The sequence below is a fragment of the Kribbella jejuensis genome (genome assembly GCF_006715085.1).
GTDB classification, from domain to species: domain Bacteria; phylum Actinomycetota; class Actinomycetes; order Propionibacteriales; family Kribbellaceae; genus Kribbella; species Kribbella jejuensis.
The window spans coordinates 69,287-85,918 of record NZ_VFMM01000001.1 but is presented as its reverse complement, the minus strand read 5'-3'; the positions used below and the strand labels follow the sequence as shown (position 1 = coordinate 85,918).

The following is a 16,632-nucleotide window of genomic DNA, read 5'->3' as shown; positions in this document are numbered from 1 at the left end:
GCAATGGCTGACAGCATGACTGTGCTGCGCAAGGCAGGGCCGCCTGGGGTGAAGCGGAACATCGCGGTGCTGGGGGACGGGTTCACCGCGGTCGATCAGGTCGCGTACAACAACTGGGTGCAGACGACGCTGATCGACGGCGTCTTCGGGCACGACTACTTCAGTGAGGACGCGTCGGCGTACAACATCTACCGGGTGAACCTGGACTCCGTCGACTCCGGCGTCAGTACCCGGACGTACGACGAGCACGGTACGCCGACCGACCCGTCGGACGACACGATCGCCTCGGAGACGATCCACGACACCGCGCTCGGGATGATCTTCAGCGGGTCCTGGGCGCACTGCTGGCTCGAGTACGGGCCGGACACCGAGGCGCGGATCCAGGCCGCGCTGAACAAGTGGGTGCCGGACTGGAACGAGCTGCTCGTCGTACTCAACAACCCGAACTACGGCGGCTGCGGTGGCGGCGGCCGGGCGCACGTCCCGATGGGCGTTAACTGGACCGTGATCGCGCACGAGTTCGGCCACGGGATCGGCGGCTTCGCCGACGAGTACTCGGCCGGCGGCGCGTACACCGGTGGTGAGCAGGGCTGGATCAACCTGACCACGATCACCGACCGGGCGACCACCAAGTGGGCGAACCTGATCGCGCCGAGCACCCCGCTGCCGACCGGCACCGGCTCGGCGGCGAACTACAACAACGGCCCGCGCCCGGCCGACTGGAACAGCAACACCGACGTCGGCCTGTTCGAGGGCGGCGGCACGATGAACACCGGGATCTACCGCCCGGTCGAGAACTGCCGGATGAACAGCAACACGCCGCCGTACTGCCCGGTCTGCTACACCTCGATCAAGACCGCCCGCGACCACGAGACCGAGCACACCTTCCGGAACGCGTACGCCGGCCGCTTCTACGGCACCGGCCGCAGCGACCTGCTGCTGCACCACGGCACGTCGATCCAGCTGTTCCGCGCCGACGGCACCGCGCTCGAGCACAGCTTCAGCGCGGTCGAACGGGTCCCGGGCTCCTGGCAGTTCATGCCGAACGACCAGGTGTACGTCGGTGACTTCGACGGCGACGGCACCGACGAGGTCGCGATCTTCAACGGCGTCGACTGGGTGATGCCGTACCTCGGGCTGCTCAAGTCCGACGGCGCCGGCGGCCTCCGGCTGGTCGCGCGCTACGACGGCGACATCCCCGGCTGGGGAGGCTTCGCCGCCCACGACCGCTTCCTGGTCGCCGACCTGAACGGCGACGGCAGCGACGACCTGGTGGTGGTGAACACCGACGACTGGTCGATGCCGTACGTCGGTCTGCTCCGCTCGACCGGTAACGGGTTCTGGGTCAGTCAGCGTTACGACGGTGACATCCCGGGCTGGGGCGGGCTGGCCCGGCACGACGAGTTCTTCGTCGGTGACCTGACCGGCAACGGCACCGACGACCTCGCGATCTTCAACGGCGACGACTGGTCGATGGCCTACGTCGGCCTGTTCCGCGCGAGCTCGGCCGGGTACTCGATGATCCACCGCTACGACGGTGACATCCCGGGATGGGGTGGCCTCGCCCAGCACGACCGGCTGATCCTCGGCGACTTCGACGGCGACGGCAAGTGCGACCTGTTCGTGTTCAACGGCGACGACTGGTCGATGGCGTACCTCGGCATGTTCCGCTCGACCGGTTCCGGGCTCGCGTACGTGCACCGCTACGACGGCGACGTACCGGGCTGGGACGGTCTCGGCCGGCACGACCAGTTCTTCGCGGCCGACATCGACGGGACCGGGCGCTGCGACCTGTGGGTGTGGAACTACCAGGACTGGTCGACGGAGTACCTCGGGCGGATGCTGAGTTCGGGGGCCGGGCTGAAGGCCGACTACGTCGGTGACTGGGTCGGGGAGTGGAATCTCGGTTCGGTCGACCGGTTCGAACCGGCCCGGATGACCGGGCGCTCCGGCAAGCCGCAGTTGTACGTGCACAACACCGACTGGTTCGGCGTCATCGACGGCCGGCGGGGGATCACGCTCGACCGCATCTACTACCGCTGGATCCACAACTACCGCTACGGCCGGAACTGGTGAGGACGATGAAGCATTCGAAAGGCAGCCCCGCGGAACGCGCGGCGAGGCCGGACAGCCGGCCGACGAAAGCCCCGGCGGGCGAGGTACGCCGGCAGCACGCCGCCGTACCGCCACACGCCGGACCGGTGAAGGGTGACGAGCTGCGCCCGGACTCGACGCGCGCGACGAAGCCGGCGTACGACCACGCCGCGGCCGCCCGCGCCCGCGAGGCAGCGCGCCCGGCCGGTGCCTGGCCGGATCAGCAGCCCGCGCACACCCGTCGTACCGGCGCACCGGACGAGCAGTACGTCCGGCTGCGGATCCGCGTCCGCGGCGACCGGCTGACCGTTGTCGACAGCCACCTGGTCGACGGACCGCTCGCACAGTCGGCGACGTTCCACGGCGCCGACGCGTACGAAGTCACGTACCAGGATCGGCTGCTGCACGCCGGCACTGTCGCGGACCCGAACACGCAACGGTCCTTCCCGAACCTCGAAGGACCGGCGGAGCAGCGCGGCCACAACGTGACGCCGCGGGAGATCTACGAATTCACGGCGCGCGTACCGGCCGCCGACATCACCGAACAGACCCGCGGCGACATCCACGTCCGTCTGCACCGCATCGACGACCCGAGCACCACCGATCACGTAGGCGCCGCACCACTGGCCGCCCAACTCCAAGGCCGCCTCACCCAGGTAGCCGAACTGGTAGGCCTCCCGGCCTCCACCGTCCCGGACGCCATCGAAGCCCGAGGCGGCCGCACCGGCACCGGCAACTGACGAGAGCCGATCGGGACCGGGGAGAGGCAATGACCTATCTCCGGTCCCGATCTCGTGTGGCCGGCTGGTCCCGCCACTGGGTGAGTGCCTCCAGCGTCTGGAGCCGGAGTTGCTCGCCCAGCGCCGTGGCCAGTGCGACGAGGACGGGCCGGTGGGTGTGCCAGTACGCCTCGAGCGACGCACGCAGCTCTGCCGGAGCGAGCTGTCCCTCTCCCGCTCGCAGCAGCTGCCGTCGCAGCTCCGCCAGGTCCGCGGCCGCCTGCTCGACGCGCCGGGTGGATTCGTCGACCGGCTCGGTCACGCGGGTGGAGTGATCGGACGGGCGGCACCGGCGCCGGCACCGAGGCTTTGCAGCAGCCGGATCAAGGCGTCGATCAGGTTCTGCAGCAGGTTGCCCAGCACGCCGCTGAGATCGACACCGTCCAGCAGTCCGGCGATGGCACACAACAGGTTGCCCAGCAGGTTGCCCGGGCCGGGGATCGCTTCGACGTTCAGGATCACCTCGTTCAGGTGGACGTGCAGGCCCAGAAGGTTCAGGTCCAGCGGACCGAGATCCAGGTGCAGGATCGGACAGGGCGTTGGTGCGGGCGGGGGTTGGGTCATCAGGCACCTCGGTGCGACTGAGGGTTTGACCGGCAGGTCGCAGACCCCGGGGCGGACGGGCCCTTGCGGTCAGTCTCCGACTGCTCCCGGAGCCGCACAACCCCAAGCACACAAGGGTTTTTGACCTTCCTCGACCGAGCTCCGGCCGTCAGCGATTTGCGTTCGCGCTCAACGTCTCGGACCCAACGCCCGGCCCGATCGGTCGAGGGCGAGCCACGGAAACGATTCCAGCAGTCTGCCGCGAGCTATGTACACGCTCTCTCGGGGTTGCTAGATTCCGGGCTGATTTGACATCGATGTCAACCTCAGGGAGTGGTCGCGATGGTTTCGAGACGTGCGTTCCTGGCGGGCAGCGGTGCGGTCACGGCGGGGCTGGTCCAGCCTTTCGCTTCTACCGCAGAAGCTGCAGTTTCATCGACGTCCGGCAGCCCCGCTCGGCTGCTGCCGGTGTTCAACCGCCCACGACACCTGGATTACGGCGACGTCAGCAAGCTCAGCGGGCAGGACCAGACCCTGCTGACAACGTTGCAAGGCGTGGTCAACCGTTCCGAACCGGAGTTGTACTTCATCTACGACACCGGGACCGAGAGTGTGCCGGACGCCAAGTGGCTGTCCGACATGCGCTTGCCGACGAAGCTGTACAAGAACCCGATGGACCTGGTCGCGAAGTACCGGCACCGGATCCGCGGCGCGATCGTGTACGACGCCGCCGTACCGGACTCGCTGAACGTGGCGACGACGCTGGCCGGCCTGGAGAACTCCGTCGTCGCCGACGCGGACCAGGCGAAGGCATACGGCCTGAAGATCGTGAAGGACCTGCGCGGGATGTTCGACGACGACCGCGTGAAGACGTACCGGTGGCAGCTGGACAACCTGTTCCCGCGGGTCACCAAGCAGCTCCTGGCCGGTCTCCCGCCGACCCGTGTGGTCGACGTGGAAGGCGTTGTCTGGCAGGAGATCGCCCGCGAGACCCAGCAGATCCGGGACTCGTCGAACCGCGGCACCTACAACCTCGACGTCTCCGCGAAGCTCGGCAAGGAGGCCGTGTACGTCCGGTTCGCGGACTCGTTCACCGACGACGGCTGGGGTGCGTCGGTACGGCACGTGTCGATCAAGGCCAACGACACCGTGATCGCCACCTTCGAGCCGAACACGCCGGAAGAGGCGCCGTACCTGTTCGACGGCTCGCACTCCTCGATCGGCGGGGAGGGCAACCGGTTCGCCGACGGCGGCAACTACTGGATCTACCGCATCGCACCACCGGCCGGTACGACGTCTCTCGTCGTCACCGTGGAGATGTGGAACCAGTACCTGGTCAGCGCGACCGACACGTCGCCCACCCGGGTCGAGCCGTTCCCGTACTTCCGCGACTACGTGGTGGCCACCAAGGCCCTGGTGAGCTGGCTACCACCGGGCGGTGCGACCGGCGACCTGCTCATCGAGCACTACGCGAAGTGGCCGACGCTGGCGCCGTACATGGGCTGGTTCGCGAACGACGTCTCCGGTGAGTGGGACGGCGTGGACCTCGCGAGCAAGGGCGGATCGCCCGTGGTCGCGGCCGACTTCTACATGAACGGCAGCGTGCACGCGGGCTGCACCTCACCGATCTCGCCGAAGCCCCGTCCGATCAAGCGGATCGACAAGCCGAAGAACAAGGTCTACCTGACGCTGACGTTCGGCGAGGGCGACAACATCCAGTACTGCCAGCGCCGCCTGCGGGAGATCTGGGACGACCCGAAGCGCGGCGAAGTACCGACGAACTGGACGATCGACCCGCTACTGGCCGAGGCCGGCCCGAACATCTACAGCTACTTCCAGCGCACGGCGACCGCGAACGACCTGCTGGTCTGCGGCCCGTCCGGCGCGGGCTACACCTACCCGGCGTCGTGGGCCCCGGCCGAGCTCACGCAGTACCTGAAGATGTCGGGTTCGTTCATGCGCCGTACCGGGCTCGACATCGTCTACGCATACAGCGGCCGCGCGAACGGCACGTGGGTGCAGCTGTCCGAGGAGATCGCCAAGGGGTACGCCGACTACACCCCGACGAAGGGGATCATGCAGACGTGGGACGGCGACACGTTGACCGTCCGCCACGGCGGCATCCCGATCACCGGCGGATGGGGAGCACCCGGTAGGGCGGCCGAGTTCAAGGCCGCGCTGGACCAGCGGATCGCCGGCTGGGACGGTACCAAGCCGTTGTTCATCTCGGGACTGATCGGCGCCTGGTCGTGGGCGCCGTCCGACATGGCCGAACTCGGTGCGTTGCTCGGCGATCCGTACGAACTGGTGCTGGCGAACAGTTTCTACGACCTGCTCAACCGGGTGCTGTAGGCAACTGATTACCAGTGGTGGGCGACGTCCACCACAAGGCGGGCGTGCGAGCCCGGCCCCGGGACCGTGAACACGCGGAACGGGAGCCGGGCCCGGACGCCCAGCCCGAGCGTCGTCTGCCCCTCGAAACTCCCCGCGAACGCGACCTGCCGGAACGCGCTGTACCCACTCACGTTCGCCAGTTCATTCGCGTTCCTGGGCGTGTACGTCGCGCGACCGGTGCTGATGTCGTACGCCGGTGCGCGGACGACGATCCGCAGCCGGGCGCCGCCGCGGAGCGGGACGAGCCGGCCGGAAGCGTCCTGCCGGACGCTGCTCACGTAGCGCACGTCGTACCCGGTGGCGCCGCCGGTGAGGTCGACGACGAGCCGGTCGAAGCAGGCGTGGCGCCCGGTGCGGACACCGGTGACGGTCGTCGGCGGCTTCGACAGCGGCGACCGTACGTGGTTGTTGACCTCCGGCAGCGATCCCCAACCGCGTGGGCAGGAGGCGGCGGCGGTGCTGACTGAAGTCGTTCGGGGGGCGGCGGACGATCCGGTCAGCGCGGGCGCGGCGAACGCGGCGGCGGGGACGGCCAGCACGGTGAGTGTGGCGAGGATCGTCTTGCGGGTGATGTGGTGGATGTTCATGATGTCCCCCCTCTCAGGACAATGGGTTAGACGCAGCCCCGCGGCAGTTGGTTGACTGCGCAGATGACTCCTGACGAGCTGCTCGACGTGTTCCACCGCCGCATCCGGCTCCCGGACGCGGACGCGATTCCGGGGTGGAAGCAGGAGCATGTCGGCCCAGGAGGTGTCGTCCATCGGTCGTACGTCGAAGGGCCGGACGGTGCCGGGTTCGTCGAGGCGCCACGCGGGCTGGGGGACGACCCCGACGCGGTGATCGCGCAGGAGCTGGCGTTCTTCCGCGAGCGCGGGCTCCCGTTCGAATGGAAGACGTACGCGTACGACGAACCGGCCGACCTGGGGGAGCGGCTGGTCCGGGCGGGGTTCAGCCGCGAGACCCCGGAGACGCTGATCCTCGGCGAGGTCGACCGGGTCCTCGAGCGACCGTCCGCGCTGCCGTCGAAGGTCCGGCTGCGCGAGGCCGACGGCCCTGACGACTACCGGCGGATCGCCGAGCTGACCCACACGCTGTGGGACAGCGGGCTGGCGCGGATCGTCGAGCAGTTGCAGGGCGAGGCACGGATGTTCCCGGACCGCCTGTCGGTGTTCCTGGTCGAGGACGTGCTCACCGGCGGCCCGGCGTTGTCGGCGGCGTGGGTGCGCTTCCATCCCGGGACCGGATTCGCCAGCCTGTGGGGCGGCGGCACGTTGCCGCAATGGCGGCGCAAGGGCCTCTACTCCGCTCTGCTCAGCCACCGCGCCCGCCTGGCGAAGGACCGCGGCTACGAATTCCTCCGCGTCGACGCCTCCGAGGACTCCCGCCCGATCCTGCAGAAACTCGGCCTGCACGCGGTAACCGTTACCACCCCGTACGAATGGACACCCTGACCTGACGCGCGGAACGACGGCCCAACGCTGTACGTTGCCAGCATCATGGCCTTGAAAATCGCTTCCCGCTTCCGCCGGCTGCTGCAGCGCCCCGGCTCGATCGATCTCGGCCCGTACGAACAGCTCACCCAGCTGGTCGGCGAGGCGGAGGAATCGGTCCTCTCCCTGACCGACGAAGAGCTCACCGAGGCGGTCGCGGAACTGCGCACCACCGGCGGGCTGCACGAGGACGAGCAGATCGAGTTCCTCGCGCTGGCCCGGGACGCCGGCCGGCGGGCGATCGGCGAGCGGGCGTTCGACGGCCAGGTCGTCGGCGCGCTGGCGATGTTGCAGGGCCGGATCGTCGAGATGGCGACCGGTGAAGGCAAGACTCTGGCCGGCGCGATCGCCGCGGCCGGGTACGCGGTCGGCGGCCGCCGGGTGCACGTGCTCGCGGTGAACGACTACCTGGCCAAACGTGACGCCGAGTGGATGAGCCCGGTGTACGAGCTGCTCGGCGTGACCGTGTCGCACGTCGGCCAGGCGTCGACCCCGGATGAACGGCGCGAGGCGTACCAGGCCGAGGTCTGCTACGTACCGGTCACCGAGATCGGTTTCGACGTACTGCGGGACCGCCTCGTCACCGACGTCGCGGACCGGGTCACGCTCGAGGCGGACGTGGCGCTGGTCGACGAGGCCGACTCGGTCCTGATCGACGAGGCCCGCGTCCCGATGGTGCTGGCCGGCGCGACCCGCTCGGAGGCGCTCGACGACGACGTCGTCCAGCTGGTCCGGACGCTGCGCGCGGGCGTGGACTACGAGGTGGACGGCGACGGCCGGACCGTCGGGCTGACCGACAAGGGCACCGACAAGGTCGAGGCCGCGCTCGGGGACATCAACCTGTACGACGACGAGAACCTGGACCGGCTGACCCAGGTCAACGTCGCGCTGCACGCCGAGGTGCTGCTGCGCAAGGACGTCGACTACCTGGTCCGCGACGGCAAGGTCAGCCTGATCAACAACAACCGCGGCCGGATCGCGAAGCTGCAGCGCTGGCCCGACGGTCTGCAGGCTGCCGTCGAGGCGAAGGAGGCCGTCCCGGTCAGCGACTCCGGCGAGGTGCTGGACAGCATCACCGTGCAGGCGCTGATCAAGCGGTACAAGACACTGTGCGGCATGACCGGTACCGCGGTCGTGGTCGGCGAGTCGCTGCAGGAGTTCTACGACGTAGAGGTGGCCGTCGTACCGCCGAACAAGCCGAACATCCGGGTCGACGATCCGGACCGGCTGTACCTGACCGTCGACCAGAAGAACGAGGCGCTGGTCAAGCACATCGGCGAGGTGCACGAGACCGGACGGCCGATCCTGATCGGCACGCACAGCGTCGAGGAGTCCGAGCAGCTCAGCGACCGGCTCGCGGCGGCCGGGATCGAACACGTCGTACTGAACGCGAAGAACGACGCCGAAGAGGCGGCGATCATCGCCGACGCCGGTGTGCCGGGGACGGTCACCGTGTCGACGCAGATGGCCGGCCGCGGTACCGACATCCGGCTCGGCGGCAAGGACGAGTCGCACGACAAGGAGAAGGCCATCGAGCTCGGTGGCCTGTACGTGATCGGTACCGGCCTGCATGCGTCCCGGCGGCTCGACGACCAGCTGCGCGGGCGCGCCGGCCGGCAGGGCGACCCGGGCGGGACGCTGTTCTTCGCCTCGCTCGGCGACGAGCTCGTCACGCGGTACTCGGTGTCCTCCGGCCTGCGTCCGCACCCGGACGAGGCCGGCCGGCTGACCGACCGCAAGTCGATCGGCGTCCTCGAGCACGCGCAGCGGGTCGCGGACGGTGCCAACGCCGAACTGCACCGGACCACCTGGCAGTACAACCGCCTGACCGGGCAGCAGCGCGCGATCCTGCTCGAGACCCGGGAGAAGGTACTGACCGAGGACCTCGCCGCGACCGAGCTCGCCGAGCGTGCCAAGGAGCGGTACGACGAACTCGTCGACGAGGTCGGGGCGGACGTGGTGAAGGCCGCCGCGCGGCGGATCGCCCTCGGGCATCTGGACCGGCGCTGGACCGACCACCTGGCGTACCTGGCCGACCTGCGCGAGGGCATCCACCTGCGCTCGCTGGCCGGCGGCATCGTGCACCTGAAGCCGATCGACGAGTTCAACAAGTCCGCGATCGCGTCGTTCGACACGTTGATCTCGGATGCCTGGGACGACGCGGTCGAGACGTTCAAGACCGCCGAAATCACCGCGGAGGGCCTGAACGAGGAGGCCAGCGGCATCCCACGGCCGACCGCGACCTGGACGTACCTGGTCAACGACAACCCGTTCGGCACCGAGGCAGACCGCATCCTCGGCCGCCTGCGCAACGCGATCAAGCCCGAGTCCGGCGCCGAACCGGAGGAAATCCTCCCCGAGGAGTTCGACGACGACGACCTCCCCGAGGAGCTCCGCGAGGCCGACGACGACGAGCTACCGGAAGAGCTCCGGGACGCCGAGGATGACCCGAAGAAGTAACCGGCGCTGACACCTACTTTGGTCTAGGGCAGGACAGCCGTCGGCTCGATGCGTCCCGGCGGCTGGGTCGAAGAACCTGAGGTCATGCCCATCCGCCGCGGTCCCTGGCTCCTCGTCGTCGACATCGCCGTCCCGCTTGCCCTGTACTACGGTCTCAAGGCTCTCGGTGCGAGCGACCTGACCGCACTGCTCGTCGGCGTGATCCCAGGACTGATCAGTTCGGCGGTGTCGCTGGTGCGCAGCCGGCGTACCGACCTGGTCGGAATGGCTGTCGTCATCAGCATGGTGGCGAGCACCGTCGTCGCGGTCGTCGGTGGGGACGCGCGGTTGCTGCTCGTCCGGAACGCCTGGATCAGCCTTCCGTTCGCCGGTATCACGCTGTGGTCGCTCCGGCACCCGGAGCCGATGACGTACGTCGTGACCCGCGCCATGATGCCGCGCCGGGCGCCGATCATGGACGAGCTGTGGGCGACGAACACCCGGTACCGAGAAGCCTGGAAGTGGATCACCGTGTGGTGGGGTATCGCGGCGGTCGTCGATGCGATCGTCCGCGTCGTGCTCTCCTACACCCTGCCGATCTCCGTCGTACCGGCCACCGACCCGATCATCACCGTCGTGACGATCGTCGCCCTGCAAGTCCCCACCATCGTCCTGCTCCACCGCAGCGGCACCTGGCACCAGGTCTTCGCCCCGCACCGCGCGAACGCCTGATCCGGCGGCTGGCGGGAATGGATTGTCGGTGCGGGTGGATAGGGTGCTGGGGTGAGTGATGGGTTGTTCGATCTTCCCGGGGCGCCGGCACCTGCTCGTGGGGGCGGGAGCTTGGCGGACGTGGATCACACCGCGGCGCCGCTGGCTGTGCGGATGCGGCCGCGGAGTCTGGACGAGCTGGTCGGGCAGCAGCATCTGCTGGCGCCGGGGTCGCCGTTGCGGCGGCTGGTCGAAGGCGACCAGCCGATGTCGCTGCTGCTGTGGGGTCCGCCGGGGACCGGGAAGACCACGATCGCGGCCGTCGTGTCGCACCAGACGAACCGGAAGTTCGTCGAGCTGTCGGCGGTCACCGCGGGTGTGAAGGACGTCCGGCAGGTGATCGACGGAGCCCGCCGCGATCTGGCTCGCGCGACCGGTTCGGTCGAGACGGTGCTGTTCATCGACGAGGTCCACCGGTTCACCAAGGCTCAGCAGGACGCGCTCCTGCCCGGCGTCGAGAACCGCTGGGTGACGCTCGTCGCCGCCACCACCGAGAACCCGTTCTTCTCGGTCATCTCGCCGCTGCTGTCGCGCAGCCTCCTGCTCACCCTGGAATCGCTCACCGACGACGACATCTCGTTGCTGCTCGATCGCGCGCTGACCGACGAGCGCGGCCTGAACGACGAGTTCGAGCTGGCTCCCGACGCCCGCGACCACCTGCTGCGGATGGCAGGCGGAGATGCGCGCCGCGCCCTCACCTACCTGGAAGCCGCGGCAGGTGGTGCCCGCGCCAAGCACGAACAGGCGTTGAAGCTGGCCGCCGCGACACAGGACGAGGCGACCGCGCAGAACGAGGACGACGCCGAAGCCACGGAAGAGGCAGAGCGCCGGCGCGCGGTTATCGACCTGGTGACGTTGGAGACGGCGGTTGATCGGGCCGCGGTGCGGTACGACCGCGCGGGGGATCAGCACTACGACGTGGCGTCGGCGTTGATCAAGTCGATCCGCGGGTCCGACGTCGACGCGGCGATGCATTACCTGGCGCGGATGATCGAGGCGGGGGAGGATCCTCGGTTCATCGCGCGGCGGTTGGTGATCTCGGCGAGTGAGGACATCGGGATGGGTGACCCCACCGCGCTCGGGGTCGCGGTGGCGGCGGCCGAGGCGGTGCAGTTGATCGGGATGCCGGAAGCGCGGATCAACCTCGCGCAGGCGGTGGTCGCGCTCGCGCTGGCGCCGAAGTCGAACGCGGTGATCATGGCCGTCGACGCGGCGATCGCCGACGTGAAGGCGGGTAAGGTCGGTCCGGTACCGCCGCACCTGCGGGACGCGCACTACGCCGGCGCGAAGAAGCTCGGCCACGGTTCCTCGTACCAGTACTCGCACGACGACCCGCGCGGCGTCGTCCCCCAGCAGTACGCACCGGACGTCATCGACGGCACCGACTACTACAACCCCACCCGCCGCGGCGGCGAAGCGTCGTACGCCGACCGCGTCGCCGCCATCCGCAAGATCCTCCGCGACCGCGAGGTCGGAGGCAGTCCATGAGTCGGGTGGCGGAGCATGTCGAGGCGTTCAATCGGGCCGTCGTGAGTGGCGACTGGGATGCGTTCGCGGAGCGGTTCGCCGTCGACGCGAGTATGCGGTTCGCCGATATTCCGGTTGGGCCGTTCGAAGGGCGGACGGCGATCGCGGCGGCGTACCGGGAAAATCCGCCGACCGAGACGATGACGTTGGTCGAGGACCGTAACGACGTGGCGCGTTTTCGCTGGTCAGGCGGGGGAACGGGCTCGATGGAGCTGCGGTGGGCACCGGACGGAGCCGTACGGGTACTGATCGTGAGCTTCGATTGAGGCGTTCGGATCGGTAGGCTGCCCAACGGCCTGGGGGCGAAAGGTAGTCGTGAGGCAGTTCCATTTAGGTCGACATGCACGGAAGTTCGGAGCGCGGCACAGCCGGCGGCGTCTGCCGGTGCTGAAGCTGGGCCTGGTCGCCGCGGTTGCGGTCGCGCTGGCGGGTGTGTGGTTGTTCGTGCCGTTCGGCAGGCCGGACCCGGCCAGCAGTCAGGCACCGCAGGCGGTTCCGACGGTCGAGCGCACGGACGGTACGACGCGGTCGGGCGCACGCCCGTCCCTCCCGGTCGGGAGGCCGCTCGGCACCCCGTCGCTGCTCCCACCGGCGGCCACTGCCACGCCTGACCCGCCCACCTGGGCGGCACCCCCAGGGACCGCGGGCACCACCACGACAGACCCGACAACCACCGCACGGGCAACCACCGGCCCCACAACCGCGCCGACGACCACCGGAGCGACAGCCGGGCCAACCACAGCTGGTACGACCGCACCGACAACCGGCACCTCGACCACCGCGAGCCCGACGCCTCCGCCCGCAACCGCATCCACCGGCCCGACAACCACCACCCCACCACCGAGCAGCCCATCGCCTAGCACCCCATCGCCTAGCACCCCATCACCGAGCGCGTCACCGACGACCACCCCGGCGACCTCCACCACCCCGAGCACCACCCCCACCAGCACACCGACGTACAAGGACTGCGCCCAAGTACGAGCCGCCGGCAAGGCCCCGCTCTACCGCGGCGACCCCGGCTACACCCCCGAGCTCGACCGCAACGGCGACGGAATCGCCTGTGAGCGCGGTAATTCCTGAGCGTCACCGGACCAGTGCGGAACCGGGAGATCCGGTTTGGTGAGGGACTGTGATGTGAGGGATGGTGTCCTGGAGCGGAGTGCGGTATGGCCGCGCGATAAGGTCATGCGGTCCACAAGATGGGCACATGGTGGGCACAAGCACGAGGTCGCTACGGAAGGTGGATCGTTTCCATGAGCGTCGGTGAAGTCGCGGGGTTGATAGCCGCCTGCGCGCTGCTCATCCTGGTGGGCCTGCTGGCCTATCCGATCCTGAAGCTCGGCAAGGTGTTCGACGAGACCCGGATCATGGTCAAGGGTGTCTCCGACTCCAGCATCCCGCTGCTCGGCGAGGTGACCACCACGGTCGCCACCACCAATGCCCAGCTGGCGAAGGTGGACACGATCACCGACAACGCGACCACCGTGACCACGAACGCGGCCGCGCTGATGTCGTTGTTCTCGGCCACCGCCGGCGGTCCGCTGGTGAAGGCGGCCGCGTTCACGTACGGCGTCCGCCGAGCGCTCGGCGAGCAGCAGCGCAAGGACGTCGCGAAGCGCGTCAAGGACGAGATGAAGGCCGAGCGGAAGGCGCGGAAGCGGTGAAGCGGATCTTCTGGCTGATCATCGGGATCGCCGTCGGCGTGTACGCCGTCACCCGGCTGAAGAAGAAGGCCCAGGTGCTCGCTCCGGCAGGAATGCAGGAGTCCGCGGCCAAGCTGGCGTCCGCGGTCCGGCACTTCGGCGACCAGGTCCGCGAGGGCATGGCCGAGCGGGAGACCGAGCTACGGGACGCGCTCGGCATCGAGAACGCATCCCAGACTGATTCGACGCAGCGTAAGGACTACCGGTAACACCCATGGAAACCAGTGAGATCAGGCGGCGGTTCCTGCAGTACTTCGAGGACCGGGGCCACACCGTGGTGCCGAGTGCGCCGCTGCCGTCGCCGGACCCGAACCTGCTCTTCAACGTCGCCGGCATGGCCCAGTTCGTGCCGTACTTCGTCGGCCAGCAGACCCCGCCGTACCCGCGGGCGACCAGCGTGCAGAAGTGTGTCCGCACGCTCGACATCGACGAGGTCGGCAAGACCACCCGGCACGGCACGTTCTTCCAGATGAACGGCAACTTCTCCTTCGGCGACTACTTCAAGGAGAAGGCCATCGAGTACGCCTGGGAGCTGGTCACCAAGCCCCAGCACGAAGGCGGCTACGGCTTCGACGAGTCGGTCCTGTACGCCTCGGTGTACTACGAGGACGACGAGGCGATCGACATCTGGAAGCGGGTCGCCGGGCTGCCCGACGACCGGATCGTCCGGCTCGGGATGAAGGACAACTTCTGGTCGATGGGCATCCCGGGCCCGTGCGGCCCCTGCTCGGAGATCCTGATCGACCGCGGCCCGGAGTTCGGCGCGGACCGGGACTGGGAGGCGGGCGACCGCTACCTGGAGTTCTGGAACCTGGTCTTCATGCAGAACATCCGCGGTGAGGGTGGCGGCAAGGAGGGCTACCCGATCCTCGGCGAGCTGCCGAAGAAGAACATCGACACCGGTCTCGGCCTGGAGCGGGTCGCGTACCTGCTGCAGGGCGTCGACAACATGTACGAGATCGACGAGATCTACCCGGTGATCGAGCGCGCGTCCGAGCTGACCGGCCGCAAGTACGGCTCCGAGCACGAGGACGACATCCGCTTCCGGGTGGTCGCGGACCACGTCCGCAGCGCGCTGATGCTGATCGGCGACGGCGTCACCCCGGGCAACGAGCAGGGCGGGTACGTACTGCGCCGCCTGCTCCGCCGCGCGATCCGGTCGATGCGGCTGCTCGGCTACGAGGACCCGAGCCTGGTCGAGCTGCTCCCGGTGAGCCTCGAGCAGATGAAGAAGTCATACCCCGAACTGGAGACCGACTTCGGCCGGATCAGCCAGGTCGCGTACGCCGAGGAGGAGGCGTTCCGCCGTACCCTCACCGCCGGTACGACGATCTTCGACGTGGCGGTCCGCGAGACCAAGGCGTCCGGTGCACACCAGCTCGAGGGCGCGAAGGCGTTCCAGCTACACGACACGTACGGCTTCCCGATCGACCTGACTGTCGAGATGGCCGCCGAGCAGGGCCTGAACGTCGACACCGAGGGCTTCAAGAGTCTGATGAAGGAGCAGCGCGAGCGGGCCAAGGCCGACGCGCGCGCGAAGAAGGCCGGGCACGCGGACACCTCCGGGTACCGCGAGCTGCGGGACAAGGGTGTCACCGAGTTCACCGGCTACCAGGAGCTGTCGACCGACTCGCAGGTCCGCGGGCTGCTCCGCGAGGGCGCCGTCGCGGAGTTCGCCGAGCAGGGCGAGACCGTCGAGGTGGTGCTCGAGAAGACCCCGTTCTACGCCGAGTCCGGTGGCCAGATCGCGGACGAGGGCCTGATCGTGGGCGACGGGCTGCGGCTGAAGGTGCTGGACGTCCAGCGCCCGGTGAAGGGCCTGATCGTGCACCGGGTCGAGATCCTCGAGGGCGTACTGCGTCCCGGGACCGACGTACACGCCCAGGTCGACCACGAATGGCGGGTCTCGGCCTGCCAGGCGCACTCCGGTACGCACGTGGTGCATGCCGCGCTCCGCCAGGTGCTCGGCCCGAACGCGCTGCAGAGCGGTTCGTACAACAAGCCCGGGTACCTGCGGCTCGACTTCGCCTGGACGTCGGCGCTCGACCCGGCGACCCGTTCGGAGATCGAGGAGGTCGCGAACCTCGCCGTCCGGCAGGACCTCCCGGTGTCCGCGCAGTACATGACGCTGCCCGAGGCCCGCGAGTGGGGCGCGCTGGCGCTGTTCGGTGAGACGTACGACGAGCAGGTCCGCGTGGTCGAGATCGGCGGCCCGTGGTCGCGCGAGCTGTGTGGTGGCACGCACGTGAAGCACTCCTCGCAGGTCGGCGCACTGGCCGTCACCGGCGAGTCCTCGGTCGGCGCCGGGGTCCGCCGGATCGAGGCGTTCGTCGGTATGGAGGCGCTGCACTACCTCGGCCGGGAGCGCGCGCTGGTCCGGCTGCTCAGCGAGAACCTGAAGACCCGGCCGGAGGAGCTGCCGGCCAAGGTCGCGGACCTGGCCGAGCGGCTACGTACGGCGGAGAAGGAGCTCGAACGGATGCGGGCCGCCCAGGTGCTGCAGGCCGGCGCCGAACTGGCGAGCAACCCGAGGGACGTCTTCGGGGTCCAGTTCGTCGGCCACCGCGCACCGGACGGCGTGAACGGCGGGGACCTGCGCAAGCTGGCCCTGGATGTGCGCGGCCGGATGGGGAACGAGAAGCCGGTCGTGGTCGCGGTGCTGAGCGTGAACGACGGCAAGCCCGGTGTGGTGATTGCGCTCAACGACACCGCCCGCGAGTGGCGGCTGAAGGCCGGTGACCTGGTCCGGATCGCGGCCGAGAAGCTCGGCGGCCGCGGCGGCGGCAAGGACGATGTCGCGCAGGGTGGCGGCACGGACCCGGCCGGTGCCGACGACGCGCTGAGTGCCGTCGAGCACGCCATCGGTCACCAGGTCACGGGCTGATGGACCAC

At 69.0% G+C, this 16,632-nt stretch carries 15 protein-coding genes and 1 pseudogene; 12 read left to right on the top strand and 4 right to left on the bottom strand.

All coding sequences use genetic code 11. The annotated features are described in order from the left end of the window. The first annotated feature begins 3 nt into the window (after positions 1-3). Positions 4-2,076, top strand: coding sequence for a M64 family metallopeptidase (locus tag FB475_RS00440; RefSeq protein ID WP_141851419.1), 2,073 nt, complete (start codon positions 4-6; stop codon positions 2,074-2,076). Positions 2,077-2,081: 5 nt separating this feature from the next. Then, a complete protein-coding gene (locus FB475_RS00435) occupies positions 2,082-2,834 on the top strand; it encodes a hypothetical protein (RefSeq protein ID WP_141851418.1) in 753 nt (250 codons plus the stop codon). A gap of 34 nt (positions 2,835-2,868) precedes the next feature. Here the strand turns inward: FB475_RS00435 and FB475_RS00430 are convergent, their stop codons facing one another. Beyond that, complete coding sequence (locus FB475_RS00430) at positions 2,869-3,135, bottom strand: hypothetical protein (protein ID WP_141851416.1); 267 nt, start codon at positions 3,133-3,135, stop codon at positions 2,869-2,871. Beyond that, positions 3,132-3,437, bottom strand: a complete 306-nt coding sequence (locus FB475_RS00425; RefSeq protein ID WP_141851414.1) for a hypothetical protein — start codon at positions 3,435-3,437, stop codon at positions 3,132-3,134. The genes FB475_RS00430 and FB475_RS00425 overlap by 4 nt, the downstream gene beginning before the upstream one ends. A gap of 321 nt (positions 3,438-3,758) precedes the next feature. On the opposite strand from FB475_RS00425, the gene FB475_RS00420 reads away from it, so the two are divergent. After that, on the top strand, positions 3,759-5,768 hold the full coding sequence (locus FB475_RS00420; protein ID WP_141851412.1) for a GxGYxYP domain-containing protein: 2,010 nt from the start codon (positions 3,759-3,761) through the stop codon (positions 5,766-5,768). Positions 5,769-5,776: 8 nt separating this feature from the next. On the opposite strand, the gene FB475_RS00415 is transcribed toward FB475_RS00420, so the two are convergent. Further along, positions 5,777-6,397 carry an AMIN-like domain-containing (lipo)protein gene (locus tag FB475_RS00415; RefSeq protein ID WP_141851410.1) on the bottom strand — a complete coding sequence of 207 codons (621 nt, stop codon included), beginning with the start codon at positions 6,395-6,397 and terminating at the stop codon, positions 5,777-5,779. Positions 6,398-6,460: 63 nt separating this feature from the next. Here FB475_RS00415 and FB475_RS00410 point away from each other — a divergent pair, with 63 nt between their 5' ends. The 5 genes from FB475_RS00410 (at position 6,461) to FB475_RS00390 (ending at position 12,303) form a co-directional block, all read left to right on the top strand. Further along, complete coding sequence (locus FB475_RS00410) at positions 6,461-7,261, top strand: GNAT family N-acetyltransferase (RefSeq protein WP_141851408.1); 801 nt, start codon at positions 6,461-6,463, stop codon at positions 7,259-7,261. A 45-nt stretch (positions 7,262-7,306) separates the two neighbouring features. Next, on the top strand, positions 7,307-9,760 hold the full coding sequence (gene secA2, locus FB475_RS00405; protein ID WP_141851405.1) for an accessory Sec system translocase SecA2: 2,454 nt from the start codon (positions 7,307-7,309) through the stop codon (positions 9,758-9,760). An 84-nt stretch (positions 9,761-9,844) separates the two neighbouring features. After that, positions 9,845-10,471, top strand: coding sequence for a VC0807 family protein (locus tag FB475_RS00400; RefSeq protein WP_141851403.1), 627 nt, complete (start codon positions 9,845-9,847; stop codon positions 10,469-10,471). Positions 10,472-10,522: 51 nt separating this feature from the next. Then, complete coding sequence (locus FB475_RS00395) at positions 10,523-11,998, top strand: replication-associated recombination protein A (protein WP_141851400.1); 1,476 nt, start codon at positions 10,523-10,525, stop codon at positions 11,996-11,998. Then, entirely contained in the window at positions 11,995-12,303 is a 309-nt protein-coding gene (locus tag FB475_RS00390) for a nuclear transport factor 2 family protein (RefSeq protein WP_141851399.1), read from the top strand. Before FB475_RS00395 ends, FB475_RS00390 begins: the two co-directional genes overlap by 4 nt. A gap of 210 nt (positions 12,304-12,513) precedes the next feature. Here FB475_RS00390 and FB475_RS37360 read toward each other — a convergent pair whose 3' ends face one another. Then, entirely contained in the window at positions 12,514-13,029 is a 516-nt protein-coding gene (locus tag FB475_RS37360) for a hypothetical protein (protein WP_185759362.1), read from the bottom strand. Positions 13,030-13,045: 16 nt separating this feature from the next. Here FB475_RS37360 and FB475_RS37355 point away from each other — a divergent pair. From FB475_RS37355 to alaS, 4 genes and pseudogenes are all read left to right on the top strand, one after another. Then, positions 13,046-13,117 (top strand): annotated as a pseudogene (locus tag FB475_RS37355) (excalibur calcium-binding domain-containing protein); the annotation flags it as partial. 173 nt (positions 13,118-13,290) lie between these two features. Further along, entirely contained in the window at positions 13,291-13,701 is a 411-nt protein-coding gene (locus FB475_RS00380; protein ID WP_141851397.1) for a DUF948 domain-containing protein, read from the top strand. Further along, the gene (locus FB475_RS00375) at positions 13,698-13,949 is read left to right on the top strand and encodes a DUF6167 family protein (RefSeq protein WP_141851395.1); all 252 of its coding nucleotides are present in this window, start codon (positions 13,698-13,700) and stop codon (positions 13,947-13,949) included. Before FB475_RS00380 ends, FB475_RS00375 begins: the two co-directional genes overlap by 4 nt. 5 nt (positions 13,950-13,954) lie before the next feature. Further along, on the top strand, positions 13,955-16,624 hold the full coding sequence (alaS, locus tag FB475_RS00370) for an alanine--tRNA ligase (RefSeq protein WP_141851393.1): 2,670 nt from the start codon (positions 13,955-13,957) through the stop codon (positions 16,622-16,624). The last annotated feature ends 8 nt before the right edge of the window (positions 16,625-16,632 follow it).